The organism is Flavobacterium sp. GNP011, from assembly GCF_056428925.1.
Window position 1 is genome coordinate 119,873 of the sequence record NZ_JBWJVJ010000009.1, and the last position, 19,045, is coordinate 138,917.

The 19,045-nt window shown below is 35.2% G+C and carries 17 protein-coding genes and 1 tRNA gene; 12 read left to right on the forward strand and 6 right to left on the reverse strand.

The genetic code is table 11. From position 1 onward, the window contains the following. The first annotated feature begins 237 nt into the window (after positions 1-237). Genes AC061E_RS09900 through AC061E_RS09910 form a run of 3 tightly spaced genes read left to right on the forward strand, consistent with a single transcriptional unit; the run spans position 238 to position 1,717 of the window. A complete protein-coding gene (locus AC061E_RS09900) occupies positions 238-570 on the forward strand; it encodes an ArsR/SmtB family transcription factor (RefSeq protein WP_314839663.1) in 333 nt (110 codons plus the stop codon). Between the two features lie 16 nt (positions 571-586). Then, positions 587-1,057 carry a DUF6428 family protein gene (locus tag AC061E_RS09905; protein ID WP_478286089.1) on the forward strand — a complete coding sequence of 157 codons (471 nt, stop codon included), beginning with the start codon at positions 587-589 and terminating at the stop codon, positions 1,055-1,057. 15 nt (positions 1,058-1,072) lie between these two features. Further along, complete coding sequence (locus AC061E_RS09910; RefSeq protein WP_478286090.1) at positions 1,073-1,717, forward strand: arsenate-mycothiol transferase ArsC; 645 nt, start codon at positions 1,073-1,075, stop codon at positions 1,715-1,717. Between the two features lie 211 nt (positions 1,718-1,928). Here the strand turns inward: AC061E_RS09910 and AC061E_RS09915 are convergent, their stop codons facing one another. Beyond that, positions 1,929-2,891: an arginase gene (locus tag AC061E_RS09915; RefSeq protein WP_478286091.1), complete on the reverse strand. Its 963-nt coding sequence runs from the start codon at positions 2,889-2,891 to the stop codon at positions 1,929-1,931. Between the two features lie 11 nt (positions 2,892-2,902). Then, complete coding sequence (gene rocD, locus AC061E_RS09920; RefSeq protein ID WP_478286092.1) at positions 2,903-4,186, reverse strand: ornithine--oxo-acid transaminase; 1,284 nt, start codon at positions 4,184-4,186, stop codon at positions 2,903-2,905. Positions 4,187-4,417: 231 nt separating this feature from the next. Here rocD and AC061E_RS09925 point away from each other — a divergent pair, with 231 nt between their 5' ends. The 5 genes from AC061E_RS09925 to AC061E_RS09945 all read left to right on the forward strand — a co-directional run bounded on the left by AC061E_RS09925 (position 4,418) and on the right by AC061E_RS09945 (position 10,091). Next, positions 4,418-4,870, forward strand: coding sequence for an Lrp/AsnC family transcriptional regulator (locus AC061E_RS09925; protein WP_158730007.1), 453 nt, complete (start codon positions 4,418-4,420; stop codon positions 4,868-4,870). An 11-nt stretch (positions 4,871-4,881) separates the two neighbouring features. Continuing rightward, the gene (locus AC061E_RS09930; RefSeq protein ID WP_478286093.1) at positions 4,882-7,080 is read left to right on the forward strand and encodes a penicillin acylase family protein; all 2,199 of its coding nucleotides are present in this window, start codon (positions 4,882-4,884) and stop codon (positions 7,078-7,080) included. Positions 7,081-7,194: 114 nt separating this feature from the next. Then, positions 7,195-7,965, forward strand: coding sequence for a dienelactone hydrolase family protein (locus AC061E_RS09935; protein ID WP_478286094.1), 771 nt, complete (start codon positions 7,195-7,197; stop codon positions 7,963-7,965). Positions 7,966-8,066: 101 nt separating this feature from the next. After that, positions 8,067-9,068, forward strand: a complete 1,002-nt coding sequence (locus AC061E_RS09940; RefSeq protein ID WP_478286095.1) for a DUF3667 domain-containing protein — start codon at positions 8,067-8,069, stop codon at positions 9,066-9,068. A gap of 9 nt (positions 9,069-9,077) precedes the next feature. Further along, positions 9,078-10,091, forward strand: coding sequence for a M28 family peptidase (locus AC061E_RS09945; protein ID WP_478286096.1), 1,014 nt, complete (start codon positions 9,078-9,080; stop codon positions 10,089-10,091). 405 nt (positions 10,092-10,496) lie between these two features. Here the strand turns inward: AC061E_RS09945 and AC061E_RS09950 are convergent. The 4 genes from AC061E_RS09950 to AC061E_RS09965 form a co-directional block, all read right to left on the reverse strand. Beyond that, a tRNA-His gene (locus AC061E_RS09950) sits at positions 10,497-10,570 on the reverse strand. 86 nt (positions 10,571-10,656) lie between these two features. Beyond that, positions 10,657-11,373, reverse strand: coding sequence for a bacillithiol biosynthesis deacetylase BshB1 (gene bshB1 / locus AC061E_RS09955; RefSeq protein ID WP_478286097.1), 717 nt, complete (start codon positions 11,371-11,373; stop codon positions 10,657-10,659). A gap of 23 nt (positions 11,374-11,396) precedes the next feature. Further along, on the reverse strand, positions 11,397-12,491 hold the full coding sequence (locus AC061E_RS09960) for a chorismate-binding protein (protein ID WP_478286098.1): 1,095 nt from the start codon (positions 12,489-12,491) through the stop codon (positions 11,397-11,399). 8 nt (positions 12,492-12,499) lie between these two features. Then, positions 12,500-12,937, reverse strand: coding sequence for a PaaI family thioesterase (locus AC061E_RS09965; RefSeq protein WP_478286099.1), 438 nt, complete (start codon positions 12,935-12,937; stop codon positions 12,500-12,502). A 116-nt stretch (positions 12,938-13,053) separates the two neighbouring features. On the opposite strand from AC061E_RS09965, the gene AC061E_RS09970 reads away from it, so the two are divergent. The 4 genes from AC061E_RS09970 (at position 13,054) to AC061E_RS09985 (ending at position 18,998) form a co-directional block, all read left to right on the forward strand. Beyond that, positions 13,054-14,580: a hypothetical protein gene (locus tag AC061E_RS09970; RefSeq protein ID WP_478286100.1), complete on the forward strand. Its 1,527-nt coding sequence runs from the start codon at positions 13,054-13,056 to the stop codon at positions 14,578-14,580. Positions 14,581-14,708: 128 nt separating this feature from the next. Beyond that, entirely contained in the window at positions 14,709-16,547 is a 1,839-nt protein-coding gene (locus AC061E_RS09975) for an endonuclease (RefSeq protein ID WP_478286101.1), read from the forward strand. A 389-nt stretch (positions 16,548-16,936) separates the two neighbouring features. Then, positions 16,937-18,781 carry an endonuclease gene (locus tag AC061E_RS09980; protein ID WP_478286102.1) on the forward strand — a complete coding sequence of 615 codons (1,845 nt, stop codon included), beginning with the start codon at positions 16,937-16,939 and terminating at the stop codon, positions 18,779-18,781. Between the two features lie 91 nt (positions 18,782-18,872). Then, a complete protein-coding gene (locus AC061E_RS09985) occupies positions 18,873-18,998 on the forward strand; it encodes a hypothetical protein (protein ID WP_478286108.1) in 126 nt (41 codons plus the stop codon). Positions 18,999-19,045: the final 47 nt, after the last annotated feature.

A 19,045-nucleotide genomic window follows, 5' to 3' on the forward strand; every position in this document is an offset into this window, starting at 1 on the left:
CTCTACATTCACAAACCGCGTTAGGGATAGCAGCGGAAAGCCCACAGTGACGACCTAAAGGAAGGAACGAGGACTTGCAGCGAAGAGCCCGACCCTTTTGCAATTCCTGAAGCTACTGCGGAAGGGATTACAAAAAGGGGAACGCCCTAAATAAAATTGGCTATTTGGAAATAAAACTAATGATTCTGAAGTTTCGTATTTATTATTATCGTAATATTGCAATATAAATATATAGCCATGGGTATTACCAAGTCAGAACATTTTACAGACGAACAAAACGAATTAGCAACATTGGCGAAAGCCTTAGGGCATCCTGCGAGAATTGCTATTGTACAACATCTTCTAAAAGTGAATAGCTGTATATGTGGTGACATTGTAAATGAACTCCCTCTGGCCCAACCTACGGTTTCGCAACATTTAAAAGAACTCAAAAATGCTGGACTTATAAAAGGTAACATTGAAGGAAATGCGATTTGCTATTGTCTCAATGAAGAAGGGTTTAATCCTATCAAAAGTTTTTTTGATCACATCAATACCTATTTAGAAAATAAGAAAAATCAATGTTGTTAATTTAATTATTAGAAAAATGAAATTATCAGAAGTAAAAAATGAGTTAAGCACGTTAGAAAATGTTGCTTTTGTATTACCAAACGGTACTTATGTTCCAGAACATTTTCATGTAACCGAAGTAGGTTTGATTACTAAGAAATTTATTGATTGCGGCGGGAAGCTTCGAAATGAAACCGTTGTTAACTTTCAATTATGGGATGCCAATGACTTTGAACACCGTTTAAAACCAAAAAAACTTTTGGATATCATCACCCTTTCGGAAAAGGTTCTCGGAATCCAAGATTATGAAGTGGAAGTAGAATATCAAGCTGAAACTATAGGGAAATACGATATGGGTTTTAACGGAACTGCTTTTACATTAGTAAACAAATTAACGGCTTGTTTGGCTGAAGATCAATGTGGAATTCCTGAGAACAAACAAAAAGTAAAATTATCTGAGATTCAAAGTCAAACCAATAGCTGTTCTCCAGGCGGAGGTTGTTGCTAAATTTAAAACTGTAAAATGGAACCCATTAAAACCATCCTATTCCCAGAGCTAGAAAAAGTAATACGTGCTTTTGATTTCGAAACCATTTTGACTGATCGAAAAAATGTTTTGCAGCCACTTATTGATTATATTCAGACAAAAGTTAGTAATCACCAAGAAATTAGGCTAAACTTTATTTGCACTCATAATTCCAGAAGAAGCCATTTATCACAGGTTTGGGCGCAAACTTCTGCAGCACATTTTAAGATACAAAATATAAATTGCTATTCTGGTGGCACTGAAGCAACGGCTTTATTCCCAATGGTAACCAAAACATTAGAGAAATCTGGTTTTGAAGTTAAAAAAATTGCAGATGGTAACAATCCTATTTATGCTATAAAATATGGGAAAAATGAACATCCAATCATTGGTTTTTCTAAAACTTATGATGCCGACTTTAATCCAATAAGCGAATTTGCAGCCATTATGACTTGTTCCCAAGCAGATGGCGACTGCCCTTTTATTGCTGGTGCTGAAAAACGAATTCCGATTACTTATGAAGATCCTAAAGCATTTGATCAAACACCACAACAAGAAGAAAAATATGAGGAACGTAGTTTACAAATTGCAACCGAATTGTTTTATGTTTTTTCAAGAATAAAATCGTCGAGTAACCTCTAGGAAAAGATTAATGTAATTTACGATTGAGTACTCACATATAATTTAGAAATTTTATTTTCGAAATTATTAGATTTGTCAAATAATTTCGAAAATAACAATTAAAAAAAAGGCTTGACTTCAATACAATTTGAAATCAAGCCTTTTATATCATGTAGAAAAAACGATAAGCATCCCATTTTAAATAAGATACTTAAAATCTATTATTATTGATCTATAGATTTACGTTCATTAAATTTGGAGTAATTGCTTCTAAAACTTCAAAAGCAGTTTCGGCCATTTTATTTCCTTTTGTATCCAATAAAGGGTTGACCTCAACAAATTCGATACAAACCACTTTCTTAGTTTGGATGATTTGATTTATGATTGCGATTATTTCGTACTGATCAAATCCTTTAGCAACTGGCGTACCTGTACCATAAGAAATCATATCACAATCCATAGAATCTACATCAAAAGAAATATACAAAACATCGCAATGAGCTACTTTTGCTAAAGCCTCAGTAACGCAAGTTTGCAAACCTCGAAACCTGACTTCATCAACTTTATAATTCTTGATTTTTAATTTATCGATTTGTTTGTCCTCCTCTTCCTCCGTATCACGAACTCCAAAATAGATTAGATTTTCAGGTAGAACTTTTGGACCTGGATGACCAATGTTTTTCATTTCCTCCCAGTCCTGATGCGTTTCTGGAGTTACTTCGTTATTTTGACAACTCAAATTATCATCTCCAAGTGCCGCTGACAAAGGCATTCCGTGAATATTTCCAGAAGGTGATGTATAAGGTGAATGCAAATCCGCATGTGCATCAATCCAAAAAACTCCTATATTTTGCTCTGGAAAAGCCGCTTTTATTCCGCTTAATGTTCCCAAAGCTGAAGAGTGATCTCCTGACAAAACAATTGGAAAGTAATTTTCATCAATACTTTGTTTTACCACATTGTTCACTCTAATACACTGTTCTAAAACATGTTCAATTCGCTTGGCACTAGAGCTACGGTCTTTATCATATATGGTTTCATTGTGAGTTTTAACATCTTCAAACAGAAATCGGTTGAAATAATCACTGTTTTGATTTATAGCAGCAATTTCTATGGCATCAATACCTAAATCAGACCCGCGCGTTCCGGCACCTATATCTGATCTGTTCTTTATTAATTTTATTGTTTTTCCCATGCTTTTGCGTGTTATCTAAAATCATTTAATGCTCGTTCGATAATCGCTAAGCATTCGTGAATTTGTGTTTCTGTAATCACTAATGGTGGTGCAAAACGAATTTTATTTCCATGTGTAGGCTTAGCCAATAAACCATATTCACTAAACTTCATGCAAATATTCCAGGCAAGATCAGACTCCTCGTCACAATTTACAACAATCGCATTCAATAGTCCTTTTCCTCGCACTAAGGTAATGATAGGATTTCTTGCAGCAATTTCATTTAATCCATTTCTTAAAACTTCACCAAGATAAGCCGCATTTTGCGCTAAATTTTCATCTTTTACAACTTCAAGTGCCGCAATGGCAACCGCTGCAGCAATAGGATTTCCTCCAAAAGTAGACCCGTGCTGTCCTGGTTGAATCACGTTCATAATGACATCATTTGCCAAAACTGCCGAAACTGGATAAACCCCACCTGAAATTGCTTTTCCTAAAATTAATATATCTGGTTTTACTTCTGGCGTATTTTCGCAACCTTTTTTACAATCACAATTACCGCAAGTAGCCAGTAATCTTCCTGTACGTGCTATTCCTGTTTGTACTTCATCAGCAATAAACAAAACATTGTGTGCTGCACATAAAGCTTTGGCTTTCGCCAAATACCCTTCACTTGGAACATAAACTCCAGCCTCACCTTGAATAGGCTCCACAAGAAATCCAGCAATAGTTGTTGTTGATTTCAAGACAGCTTCTAAGGCATCAACATCATCATAAGGAATTTTGATGAATCCAGCGGTAAAAGGTCCGAAGCTTTTACGTGCATTTTCATCATTAGAAAACGATACAATTGTAGTGGTACGACCATGAAAATTATTTTCGCAAACAATGATTTGTGCTTGATTTTCCGGAATTCCTTTTACTTCATAGGCCCATTTTCTACACAGTTTCACAGCTGTTTCAACCGCCTCGGCACCAGTATTCATTGGTAATACTTTATCAAAACCAAAATATCTTGTTACATATTCTTCAAAAGGACCCAATTGATCGTTATGAAAAGCACGTGAAGTCAACGTTAGCGTTTGTGCTTGTTTTACCATTGCTCCTACAATTTTTGGATGACAATGACCCTGATTCACCGCTGAATAAGCAGATAAAAAATCATAATATTGTTTACCATCAACATCCCAAACATGAACGCCTTCGCCTCTTTCTAAAACTACTGGTAAAGGATGGTAATTGTGTGCTCCATATTGATTTTCTTTAGCAATTAAAGATTCAGATTTTGATGAAAGTTTTTGTTCTGTATGTGCCATGATGTTAAGGATTTACATTTTAAGAGTACAAAACTAGCATTATTTTTTAATTTACCAACGAAATTAAAATTTTTGACTTTAAAAAAGCTACTAATAGTAAATATTTATTTAATTTAGACCAAAATTAAGTCATTTCTGAAGTACTAGAAATCAATTTTAAGCTTTTTTTGAAGTCAATAAAAAGAAGTACTTTTATAACACAACAACTGCATCAATTGTAATTTTAACAACATGGATATATTAGACGAATTTGATATCAATATTATTAAAGAACTAGAAAAAGACGGACGCATGGCCTACTCTGCCATAGCTACTACTTTGAAAATATCAAATACAATGGTACATCAGCGCATTAATAGGTTGATTGATCATGGAATCATAACGGGGATAAAACCTATCATTAACGAAAAGAAAATTGGGTATGACTGGGGGTCCTTTACTGGTATTACCTTAAACAAGGACCAAGATTCAGATCGTATTATTGAAGAACTCAAAAAAATTCCCGAAATTACAGAGTGCTACTATATTACAGGCTCTTTCACATTATACATCAAAATCATTGCAAAAGATCACGAGCACATGCGACGAGTACTCTATGAAAAAATTGATACAATACCAGGAATTGCCAAGACAGATTCTATAATTGAATTGGGTTGCGCATTCAAACGAAATGTAAGTCTTTAAAAATAAAAAAAATGAATTATTTCAAGATTTTCAGTACAGTTGCAGTATGCTTTTTAGTTTCAAGTGTTCTTTTTGCTCAAAAAATGACTACGTCAGAACTAGCACGACTCCAAAAGCAATCGCAACAAGTAACTATCATTAGAGACAATTGGGGAATTGCGCACGTATATGGCAAGACTGATGCCGACGCCGTTTTTGGAATGTTGTATGCCCAATGTGAAGATGATTTTAAACGTGTAGAGATGAATTACATCGAAAAATTAGGACGACTTTCCGAAGTAAAAGGACAAGAATTTCTATACAACGATTTAGAAATCAAATTACTCATAGACATTGATGAAGCAAAAGCTGACTATAAAAAAGCGGCACCTTGGTTACAAAAATTACTCAACAGTTATGCTGACGGGATCAACTTCTACCTATACAAACACCCCGAAGTACAACCGGCTTTATTAAACCATTTTGAGCCATGGTTTCCTTTACTTTGGACTGATGGGAGCATTGGAGCAATTAGCACGGCAGGACTTACTACAAGTGAACTTAAATCTTTTTACGGATCTGCAGGTGACAAAATAGCATACGTAGAACGTGAAATTAATGTGCAAACAGGATCCAACGGCTTTGCTATTGCACCCTCAAAAACAGCAGCTGGAAATGCCATTTTATACATTAATCCGCATACTACCTTTTACTTTAGACCCGAAATACAGATTAGTAGTGACGAAGGTTTGCAGGCCTATGGTGCGGTTACGTGGGGACAATTTTTTATTTACCAGGGGTTTAATGAAAATTGCGGTTGGATGCACACTTCTTCAAATGTGGATGTAGCCGATTTGTATGCCGAAAATATCGTGACCAAAAATAAGAAACTGTTTTATGAATACGACACCCAACTCCTACCCGTTGTCGAAAAAAAAATAACCATCAAGTACCTTGAAAACGGAAAATTAATTCCTAAAACATTTACCTCCTATTTCACCAATAACGGCCCAATCATGGCTAAAAGAGACGGAAAATGGATCAGCTTGAAATCATTCAATCGCTCTGTAAAAAGTTTAGAACAAAGTTGGATTCGAACTAAATCCAAAAGTTTTGTTGACTATAAAAAGGCAATGGATATAAAAGCCAACACTTCGAACAATACGGTCTATGCCGACAAAGAAGGAAATATAGCCTACTGGCATGGTAATTTTGTACCAATAAGAGATCCTAAATTGAATTGGTCAAAAGTTGTAGACGGAACAACAAACGCAACACAATGGAAAGGACTGCACGAGGTTTCAGAAATTGTACATTCTTACAATCCTGAAAACGGCTGGTTGCAAAACTGCAACTCTACACCTTTTACTGTTGCTGGTAAAAACAGTCCAAAACTCGAAAGTTTCCCACCTTATATGGCGCCTGATGGTGAAAATTTTAGAGGACTTAATGCCGTACGATTGTTAAGCAAAGGAAATAAGTATACTTTAGACCGTGTAATTGCAGATGGTTATGACACTAAATTAACCGTATTCGAATTTTTGATACCAGCATTGATTTCCAGTTTTGAAAAGAACATCAAAACCAATACACCACTTTATGATGAACTCATTGCACCCATAACTGTTTTGAAAAATTGGGATTTTTATGCTCATGAAAATTCAGTAGCAACAACACTTGCCGTAGAATGGGGTTATCAATTAGAACCTATAATTCAAAAAGTATATACTAACGAAGGCGAATTAGATCAGGTACAAAATACTACTCAATTTTTGAAAAATGCACAACCAAATGATTTGCTACCGCCATTACAAAAGGTTCTTAATGAATTAAAAACTAAATTTGGTTCTTGGGAAATCCCTTGGGGACAGATCAATCGTTTTCAAAGAACCTCTGGCGCTATAGCATTAGAATATGATGATGAGCAAGAAAGTTTGCCTATTGGTTTTGGACCAGCAGTTTGGGGAAGCTTACCAGCATTCAAAAGTAGTTATCAAAAAAATACCCAAAAACGCTACGGTAGCAACGGCAATAGTTTTGTATGTGCGGTCGAATTTGGCACAAAAATAAAAGCAAAATCATTACTTGCGGGAGGAAATAGCGGCAATCCTAGCTCAAAACATTTTTTTGATCAAGCCAAACGATATCAAGAGGGACAATTCAAGGATGTTTTGTTTTACAAAGAAGACGTATTGAAACATGCTGAAAAAACGTATCATCCAGGGGAATAAGCCCTGCATTAACTACTATAAGATTTTAAAATACTGATATCAGATAATAGGATATTAGATAAAGCAGACTAGCATAATTAAATCAGAGATTTGTAATCCTTAATAATCACTACTATGAAAAACATCTTTTTAGCCCTTATTGGCGTACTACTAAGTTCCACTGGTGCTCAGACTCAATTAAAGCCCGTAGCGTATACTGATGGTGCTCAAAAACTAAATGGCCTTGCGGTTGCACCTCAAAAAGCAACAAAAACAAAACCAGGAGTTTTAATCCTACCTGCTTGGAAAGGTATTGATACCCATGCCAAACAATCTGCTGAAAAATTATCAAAAATGGGCTATTATGCCTTTGTTGCTGATATTTACGGTGAAGGCAATTATCCTAAGAATACTGAAGAAGCAGGAAAACAAGCTGGTTTTTACAAAAAAAATGTAGGCGATTATCAAAGACGCATTCAGTTAGCACTAGACCAATTAGTAAAAGCAGGTGCAAATCCTGATAATATTGTTGTTATAGGGTACTGTTTTGGCGGTACAGGCGTTCTTGAAGCTGCTAGAGCTGGCATGAAATTTCAAGGTGTGGTTTCGTTTCACGGTGGCTTAGGTCGCGATGCTGCTAGAACCAGTACTCCTATCAAAACAAGAGTCCTAATACTTCATGGTGCTGATGACCCTTATGTTCCAGTTGCCGAAGTAGCGGCTTTTCAGCAAGAAATGAGAACTGCAAAAGCAGATTGGGAAATGATCTACTATGCTGATTCCGTTCACGCCTTTTCAGATCCTGAAGCTGGCAATGATAATTCAAAAGGAGCTGCCTACAATGAGAAAGCAGATAAGCGTTCTTGGGAGCGAATGAACGTTTTCTTAAAAGACGTATTGAAATAATTTTTTAAATATATTTTTTAAAAACAGTATAAGTTCGGTTTTTTTGTTAGTTTTATAGATTAAAATTCAACAAAAAGTCTATTATTTATACTGTTTTTTTTATGTCAAAAAGTAAAATCCGAAACGACAAAACCTGCCTTAATTGCAAATTTGTGGTCGAAAACAAATTTTGCCCCAATTGCGGTCAAGAAAACATAGAAACAAGACAAACCTTTCACCATCTTTTCTTTCATTTTTTTGAAGATTTAACACATTACGACAACACTTTTTGGCGCACCATAAAAAATCTTTTGCTCAAGCCTGCAGCATTATCAAAAGAGTATGTATCCGGAAAACGACTCTCTTACTTAACACCTGTTCGTCTGTATATTTTTATCAGTTTTGTCACTTTTTTAGTAATTGCAATGGTACCCATTAGCTCTACTTTTGCTCTTGAAAAAGAATCCCATAGCAGTCCTAATACCACTTTTAACAACCTAAAAGGATTACAAAAAACCGATACCCTACAAGATGAAAAAACAAAAACGATAAACAACGTTTCCTTTAAAGATTTACCTACAGTTGCACAATTAGACTCGATACAAAAACAGGCTCCTGCCTCCGAAAAACTATCCGATCCAAATTACTGGCTGATGAAAAAATTACGAATAGTAGCCGAACAAAATACGGTTAACGAAATATTCGAGAAATTTCTATCTTCTTTTGGTCACAACCTTCCTAAAGTTTTGTTTATCATCATGCCACTATTTGCTTTCTTCTTGTGGCTTTTTCACAATAAAAAAAAGTGGTACTACTTTGATCATGGTATCTTTACGCTACACTATTTTTCGTTCCTGCTCCTACTCTTTTTAATACTATATCTGCTTAACAAGTGTACCGCTGCGCTGCCACAAACTACCGTTGTAGTCCTGATAGAAAATGTACTAAACTGGATTGGAATCATCTGGATGGTCTACTACTTTTTTCCAGCGCACCATCGTTTTTATGGGGAAACACGCCGGAAATCATTCCTAAAAAGCAGCCTGTTATTTCTAATTAATTTTATCATCATAACATTCATAATATCCTTATTTGCACTTTATACATTAATCAATTTACATTAAAAATAAAAAATGAAAAAAAACCTACTACCCATACTTATGGTCGCTATGACTGTAAGTTGCACCAGTCAAAAAGTTGCGCTAGCACCGGTAGATCCTTTGCAATACATGAAAACAATAACTGCTGATGAATTAAAAACACACCTATACATTGTTGCTTCTGATGAAATGGAAGGACGTGAAACAGGATCAGCAGGCCAAAAAAAAGCAGGTACGTACCTAATTGATCAGTACAAAAAAAACAGCATTCCATTTCCCACAGCCGCTAGTGATTATTATCAAAAAATTCCAGCTGCTTTCTTGAACGCGCAATACAATGAAAACCTACCAGACTCTGAAAATATTTGGGCTTATATTGAAGGTTCAGAAAAGCCAAATGAAGTCTTGGTTATATCAGCCCATTACGATCACGTAGGCGCAAAAAACGGCGAGATTTACAATGGAGCCGATGATGATGGTTCTGGAACCGTAGCATTACTTGAAATTGCTCAAGCCTTTCAAAAAGCAAAAAAAGACGGCCACGGTCCTAAAAGATCCATCCTCTTCCTGCACGTAACAGGCGAAGAACACGGCTTGCATGGATCCCGTTATTACTCTGAAAATCCTTTGTTTCCTATAGCAAATACGATTACAGATATCAACATCGATATGATTGGACGTCGTGATGACGCGCATGCCAAAAGCAATAATTATGTATACGTCATTGGTGCAAACCGTTTATCAAGCGACTTAGATGCCATTTGCACCGCAGCAAATACTAAATACACAAAGCTAGATCTAGACTACACCTTCAACGACCCTAAAGATCCAAACCATTTTTATGAGCGTTCAGATCATTACAACTTTGCAAAATTTGGTATCCCATCCGTTTTCTTATTCAACGGTGTACACGCTGATTATCATCAGCCTACAGACAGTCCTGACAAAATTGAGTACGATGCCCTAGCCAAACGAGCACAGTTTGCATTTGTAACCGCCTGGGAACTCGCAAATCGTGAAAACAGACCCGTAGTAGATAAAAAATAATAGCAATTAGGGCACATCCTTGCTTCCACTAGCGTTGCAGCAAGGTCGGGCTATCCGTTACAATCTCCCGAAAAAAAATCGGGAGGATTTTCACTACTATCCCTTGTGCAAAAAAATACGCCTCGAATTACTTTGAGGCGTATTTTTTTTTAAAATCCAAAACAATCTAGAAATACAAACCGTACATCCTAACCGTTTATAAACATAAAACTGATCGCTTTGCTAAACTATTGAGTTCAATTAAATGCTGTTTAATTCCTGTTTTAAGCCATTAGAAAAAGAAACGACTCAAAACATCAAGACATCAAAAAAATAGGTTTTATAATCTTTCTAAAACCCACAAAATATAGTTGAATTATAGATACAAAAAAAGCCTCGAATTTCTTCGAGGCTTTTGCTTTTTTGGGTGGATGACCGGGTTCGAACCGGCGACCCTCGGTACCACAAACCGATGCTCTAACCAGCTGAGCTACAACCACCATTTGCTTAGCGGTGGCAAAGATACAACTAAAGTTTACTTTTGCAAACGTTTTTTAAAACTTTTTTAAAAAAATTTATATCCTTTTTAGATCAAATCACCTAAACTATTGACAGCCAAATATCTTTCTACTGTAAAACCTTCAGCATGATCTACGCCCGTGATCCTACCCAAATCCCTAGAACGGTAATTTAAACTTTCTAAGAAGTTTTTACTTGAAATTGGCGACTCTGGTTCTGTTGAATTAGGATCATAAAATTGAGAATTATATGCCAATATAGATGCAACTTTTAAATCTGTAAAACCTGTAATATCCACCACAAAATCCGGAATGCTATTTTTCCATTGAATGTAATGATATACCAGTTTTGGGCGCCAAGCCGTTTGTAACTCTCCTTCTAGACTAGTTTCAATTTTAACTAAACCAGATAAAAAACAAGCATCCGACACCAATTTACTTCCTTTAGCATGATCAATGTGACGGTCGTCTTCGGCATTACACAACACTATTTCAGGTTTGTATTTCCGTATCATTTTTATAATCTCTAATTGGTGTGTTTCGTTATTTACAAAAAAACCATCACGCATCCCCAAATTTTCTCGTACAGTTACGCCAAGTATTTTTGCCGCAGCAGCCGCTTCTTGATCTCTAATGGTTGCAGAGCCACGCGTACCTAACTCTCCACGAGTTAAATCAATAATACCTACTTTTTTACCCAGTGAGATCTCTTTTAAAATAGTTCCTGCACACCCTAACTCTACATCATCTGGATGAGCGCCAAAAGCTAATATGTCTAGTTTCATACTTTTTTGTTATTATTAATTTTCTATGATAATGATTGCAATACTTTTTTAATGGTCATGGATTTATTAACACTTTCCTCCCACTCTTTTTCAGGAATACTGTCTTTTGTTACACCGCAACCCATGTACAAATGTACTTGTTTTATACTTTGCTTATCTATCATTTCCAGTTCATTAGCTTTAATTTGCATGCATCTCAGATTTACATATAAATCAGCGTTTTGTTGACCGCTATCCACATCACAATTCAACTCACCTAAAAAACCCGTATAAAATTCCCTATCGTAATTTTCGTTTTCAATAATAAATTTTTTAGCACTTTCCTTTGGTAAACCACAGACAGCTGGTGTAGGATGTAAGACTTGAATTGACTTTTTAAATGATGTTTCAGGTGTAATTCTACCTGAGATATCTGTCCTGATATGCCACAAAGAACCCGCTTGAATACTGTAGGGTTTAGACACTGTAACTCCTTCCAACTCGTTTTTTAATTTTGAAACAATAAAATCAGTCACAAATTGCTGTTCCTCAATTTCTTTGTTTTGCCAATAAACAGCTGGAGTACCAGCATTTTTTTGAGTTCCTGCCAGTGAAATGGTTTTTAAAACATCCTCTTTTATATTAAGAAGTAATTCTGGTGTAGCACCCAGCCAAGTGCCTATTTTTGGATGATAAAAACAATAGACAAAAGCAGTAGGGTAACTGTATACCAAGGATTCATAAATCTCAAATATACTTTTATTTTCTAGAGCTACAATTTCATTTCTAGACAATACTACTTTTTCAAACTCCTTATTATTAATAGCTTGAACCCCTTTACTAACCAAGCTTATAAATACTTCCTTATCTTTGCTTTCAAAAAAAGGAAGGCTTTTTTCTTCCTTTTGAATAAAAGATTGATGGTACTTCCATTGGAATTTTTCAGCTTTTTCTTCAGGGATATAGTACGTATTTAATCCATCAAATGAACAAATAACGAATCCTTTTTCAGTAAAATCATTAATAGAAAATAAAGTATCCTCTTGTTGTAAATAACCCGTAATTTCTTTTTGATTGGGTTTCCGGTACAAAACAAAGGGTAGCTTGTCAAGCAAATGACCTTTTACTTTCTGGATCATTTCCTCCATTACTTATCGGTAGTTTTACGTTTAGGAAGCACCATATTTGTCAATTTACAAAGTGAAATAAGAGCGTTATTTTCATCCGTAATTTTAATTTCCCACAAGTGAATGCTCTTACCACGGTGAATGATTCGGGCTGTTGCGGTAACAATTCCCTCTCTTTTGGCTTTAAGATGATTGGCTGATATTTCAATTCCGCGTACTTCGCTAACATCCGAATTAACATAAATCATAGATGCAGCACTCCCTACACTTTCTGCTAATGCTACAGATGCACCTCCATGTAACAATCCCATAGGTTGATGAACAGTAGCATTAACTGACATGGTAGCTACTAAGAAATCTTCACCAGCATCAGTGTACACAATGTTTAGTGTTTGCATCAAGGTGTTTTTTGAAACGGTATTGCAATACTCCAGTATTTTTTCTTTGTCGAATGTCATATTATTAGCTTTTAAACCGTAAAAATAAATAAAAGATGAGATAGAAAATAGGAATTCCAATCGTTATTCTGATTTCGAAAATAGATTTTCGCTATTTTTACAAAAAAAATTAGTTCATGCGTCTTAAAATACTTTTACTTTTTACTGGAATCCTTATTAGTTTGGGCTCTTGCCGAACGGACTTCGAAACAATCGCAAGTACTGGTGATTTAAAATTTTCAAAAGATACCGTTTATCTGGATACTGTTTTTTCAAATATCAGCTCAAGCACCTACATGCTAAAGGTATACAACCGAAGTAAAAATGACATTTCAATCCCTACCATAAAACTCGGTAAAGGTTTGAATTCTAAATTCCGAATGACAGTAGACGGTTTACAAGGAAATAATGGGAAAATTTTCAGTAATGTTCCCATACTTGCGCGCGACAGCTTATTTATATTCATAGAAACTACCGCAGCGATTACTGATGTCAGTTCGGATACGTTTTTATATACTGATCAAATTGAATTTGACAGTGGAAGCAATCAACAAAACGTGGAACTAGTTACGCTTGTTCAAGATGCTATTTTTTTATATCCCGAACGATTTGCTGATGGAACAACCGAAACACTTCCTGTGGGTGACCAAAAAATAAATGGTTTTTACCTCAACGAAAATGATCCTGTACATGGCAATGAATTGATTTTTACCAAAACAAAACCCTACGTAATTTATGGTTACGCCGCAGTACCTAAAGAAAAGACAGCCATTTTTGAAGCTGGCTCTCGTGTTTATTTTCATGCAAATTCAGGGATTGTAGTGGCCAATAAAGGATCTATTCAAGTCAAAGGAAAACAATCAATAACTCCAAAAATGGAAAACGAAGTTGTTTTTGAAGGCGATAGACTAGAACCCGCATTTGCTGAAGTGCCTGGACAATGGGGTACTGTATGGCTAAGTAGTGGCAGTACCAATAATTCCTTCGAAAACTTAACAATTAAAAATGCTAGTGTAGGCCTGTTGATACAAAACAACGATGGTTCAACCGTTCAAATTAAAAACACCCAAATTTACAATAGTAGCAACTATGGTATTTTAGCACAGACCGCAAAAATTAAGGGTCAAAATATTGTAATAAATGCTGCAGGTAAAGCAGTGCTAGCTTGTACATACGGAGGATCCTATTCTTTCACACACTGTAGTTTTAATAACAACTGGAATAGCTCACAACAACAAGCATTGGTACTGAGTAATTTTATTACGGGTGCCATACCAGAGGCAAAAGACCTTACAGAAGCTAAATTCAACAATTGTATCATCTATGGTTCCTATGCATCAGAAATGACATTGAGTAAAAAAACTACAGCTGCATTTGAATACCAATTTAACAACTGCTTGATTAAGTTTGATAACCGCTCAAGCACTGCAAGTACAAATCCTTTATATCTATTTGATTCAGATCCTGCTCACTATAATGCTATTTTACTCAATAAAGACCCTAAATTTTTAAGCATATCAAAAAACAAATTGAATATTGACGATACTTCGGCAGCTTTCGCCAAAGGTAATGCGACTTTCTTGGTTCCGTTAGACATTCTGGGGCTGACAAGAACACTTCAACCGGATTTGGGCGCTTACCAAAGCAGAAAACTAACACCTTAAAAACAATACTTAAAGAGACGCGTTATAGAACTACTTAAATAAACATTTCATAACCCGATATTTAGAAAATAAATAGTAGTTTTGGCAAAATTTTCAAAATCAAAAACAAATACCACTTTATTTACACTATGAAACAAAACTACACTTTACTATTTGTAATGTTATGTGCATTAGGATTTGCACAAGCGCCGGCAGGATACTACAGCTCAGCTACAGGAACAGGATACACACTCAAAACACAATTGTACAACATTATAAAAGGACATACCACATTATCATATGGAGACTTATATGTAACCTATGAAACATCTGATGTGGATAATTTTTTTGAAAAAGATGGATCCGTATTAGACATGTACTCAGAAAATCCTGCGGGAACTGACCCTTATAACTATGCGATCACTGCTGGGCAAAGATGTGGTAATATTAGCAATGAAGGAAGTTGCTACAATAGAGAACATATTATCCCACAATCAGTTTTCAACGACCAGTCGCCTATGGTTTCTGATGCACACTTTATTACTCCGACAGATGGAAAAGTAAATGGTATACGTTCAAATTTTCCTCATGCAAATGTTACAGTTGCATCACAAACAACATTGAATGGAAGCAAACTAGGCACTGGTTCAATAGCAGGATATACGGGACAAGTATTTGAACCAATTGATGAATTTAAAGGAGATATTGCAAGAATGTATTTTTATTTTGCTACACGCTATCAAAACACCGTTGCAAGTTATAATTTTCCAATGTTTAATAACTCAACTGGAAAAGTTTTTACAGCTGCTTTTTTAACTCAATTGATTGCTTGGCACAATCAAGATCCGGTAAGCGAAAGAGAAATTGTGAGAAACAATGCTATTTATGCACGTCAAAACAACCGAAATCCATATATTGACAACCCAGATTATGTTGCTTCAGTGTGGACCACAGAGCCTGCAGATACGCAAGCGCCTTCTACCGTTACTAATTTAACAGTTAGCAATACGACTTCTAATACAATTACGTTGACATGGAACGCTGCAACAGATAACGTTGGTGTTACTGGATATGACTTATATTTAAATGGAACTTTCAAATCCTCACATACTGCACTTACTGCTACTGTTACAGGTTTATTAGCTTCTACAAATTATTCATTCTATGTTATTGCAAGAGATGATGAGAGAAACTCATCTGTAGCAAGCGCAACAATAAACGAAACAACCTCAGCTACACCAACAGGCGGATCAGGTGCAACAGAACTTTTCTTTTCTGAATATGTAGAAGGAAGTAGTTTTAATAAGGCATTAGAAATAGCTAACTTTACAGGAGCTGCAGTTGATTTAACTGGATATTCTATTCGTAAACAATCAAACGGAGCTGGAGCATGGACAACTGGACTTAATCTTACAGGCACATTAAATGCCGGTGCTGTATTTGTTTTGGTTGATCCACAAATGGCAACAACATGTTATACGGTAGCAAATGCTAATTTATCGTCAGCGCAAGAGTCATTTAATGGAGATGATCCTATGGGATTATTCAAAAATGGAGTTTTAATTGACATTATTGGAACTTTAAATGGTGGTACAGCAAAATTTGGTGAAAATGTTACCCTACGAAGAAAACCAAGCATCACTTCTCCCAATACAACTTTTGATAAAACAGCAGAGTGGGATTCTTTCGCAAGCAATACTTGTGATGGAATAGGTGCTCACACAATAACAACCTTATCTAACGAAGATTTTGAAAGGAATGGAATACTTCTTTATCCAAACCCTTCAAATGGTACTGTAAAAATCAATTTCCCAAGTGAAAACGAAAAATATACTGTTCAAGTGTTTTCAATTATAGGACTAAAAGTATATGAAAAAGATTTCACTAACAGTTCTTCTACTATAATCAACAATCTTCAAAATGGAGTTTACTTGGTTAAAATAACAAATAACGCAAAATCAGTTACCAAAAAACTAATTGTAAACTAGTTTTAAAAATATAATAAATTTCAAAGCGGCACTAGGTGCCGCTTTTTTTATACCCTTTTATATAAATTCTTTCCCTATTTATCTCTGATACGGTTTTCTAAATCTTTATTAAAATTAAGTATATAAGAAATATCTTTTATAATTCAATTCGTATAAAGTCTTAAACTATTTTAATTAAATTTAAAAATATTGAATCCATACATAAAAGTAAGAATGAATTTACTTTTGACAAATATTTATCACATTATATGATAAAGTGATAATTTTATTTACAATTTCATAACATTAAAGCTATTTAAAACTATAAATTTGCACCGTTTTAAAACCCTCAAAAACAACTTGTAAGGTATTTAAAACAAACACAAAGCAAACTACTTTAAAACGCAATTATGAAACACATTTACACTGCATTATTACTATTATTCTTACCAATTGTATCAGCACAAGTACCCAGCGGATACTACAACACTGCAAGTGGAACAGGTTACACCTTAAAAACTCAATTATACAATATCATCAAAGGTCATACTGATCAAGGATATGCAGGATTGTGGACTACTTATATCACATCAGATAGAGATCATCAAAATGAAAATGACAATACCATTTTCGACTTGTATTCTGAAAATCAAAACGGCCCTGATCCGTATACTTTTGCAGTAACAACAAAACAATGTGGTACCTACTCTGTAGAGGGCGATTGCTACAATAGAGAACACATGATTCCGCAATCAGTATTTAACTCAGCAGCACCAATGGTGTCTGATGCCCATTTTATTCCACCAACTGATGGAAAAGTAAACGGTTTACGATCTAATTTTCCGCACGGAAACGTAGCAACAGCTTCAACAACAACTTTAAACGGCGGCAAACTAGGAACAAGTGCTGTTTCAGGATTTACAGGAACTGTTTTTGAACCTGCAGCGGCTTTCAAAGGAGATATTGCTAGAATGTATTTTTACTTTGCTACTCGTTATGAAAACACAGTAGCTGGTTATCCTTACGCTATGTTTAATGGAAGTAGCAATCAAGTTTTTACAACTGCTTTTTTAAACGTACTTCTTTCTTGGCATGCTAATGATCCTGTAAGTTCAAGAGAAATTGAAAGAAACAATGCTATTTATGCACGACAAGGTAATAGAAATCCTTTTATTGACAATCCAGCTTATGTAGCTGCTATTTGGGGTGGAACTACAGGCGGCGGAACTACAGATACTACTGCGCCTAGTACACCATTAAATCTAATCTCTTCAAGTAAAACGACTACCTCTGTTACTCTAGCTTGGTCAGCCGCAACAGATAACATTGGTGTTACAGGATATAATGTATATGTAAACAACGTACTAAGAACTACAGTTACTACCTTAAATACAGCTGTAACAGGATTAACTGCAGCTACTAGTTATGCTTTTACTGTAAGAGCAAAAGATGCAGCAGGAAATCTTTCTGGTGTGAGTAATACAGTGACTGTGGTAACTAATTCGAACAACACCGCAACTGATTTACTTTTCTCTGAATACATTGAAGGTTCTTCAAACAACAAAGCATTAGAGATTTCAAATGCAACAGGTACATCAGTAAATTTGTCAATCTATAGTATCAAGAGACAAACCAATGGAGCTGGTGCGTGGAGCACAGGTTTAACTTTATCTGGAACCCTAGCAAATGGTACAAAGTATACTATTGTAAACAGCTTAATGGCTTCTAGCTGTTATCCTATTAGTTCAGCAAACTTATCTACCGCAGCAACCGAGATGGCTTTTAACGGAAATGATGCTGTTGGATTATTTAAAAACGGAATTCTAATTGATATCATTGGAACTTTTAATAGTGGAACTGCTAATTTTGCCATTGATGAAACTATACGTCGCAAAACTACCGTCTTATCACCATCAACTACATTCAACAAAGTTGGACAATGGGATTCATTTGTTTCAGATACTTGTACTAATTTAGGGAGTAGAATCGTAGTTACAAAAGAATCAACAACAGTTGCACCTTTAGATATTAATGAAGTAATACTTTATCCTAATCCCTCTCAAGGAACTTTCTACATTAATAATACAAACAAACCCTACGCTATCGAAATCTATTCTATTACAGGACAAAAGATTTACAGTGAAGAAAACCGAACTACATCTGAAATTACAGTGGACAATATTTCAAAAGGAACTTACTTAATTCGTGTAAGTATTGATGCTGATTCAGTCATTAAAAAGTTAATAATCAACTAAATCAAAAAGCGGCAAATTGCCGCTTTTTTTTTGACTAAATTGTAATCTAAATTGATTAAATTTGCATCGCAATACAACAAACTACACAACAATGATTCATTTCTTTGAAAACCAAAGTAAAACCGTTTTTGCCGTACAAACGCAAAACGAAATCTCAGCTCAAGACATTTCAAAACTCAATTGGCTTTTTGCCGACGCACATATCCTAGAAAAATAAAAAAAAAAAAAAAAAAAAAAAAAAAAAAAAAAAAAAAAAAAAAAAAA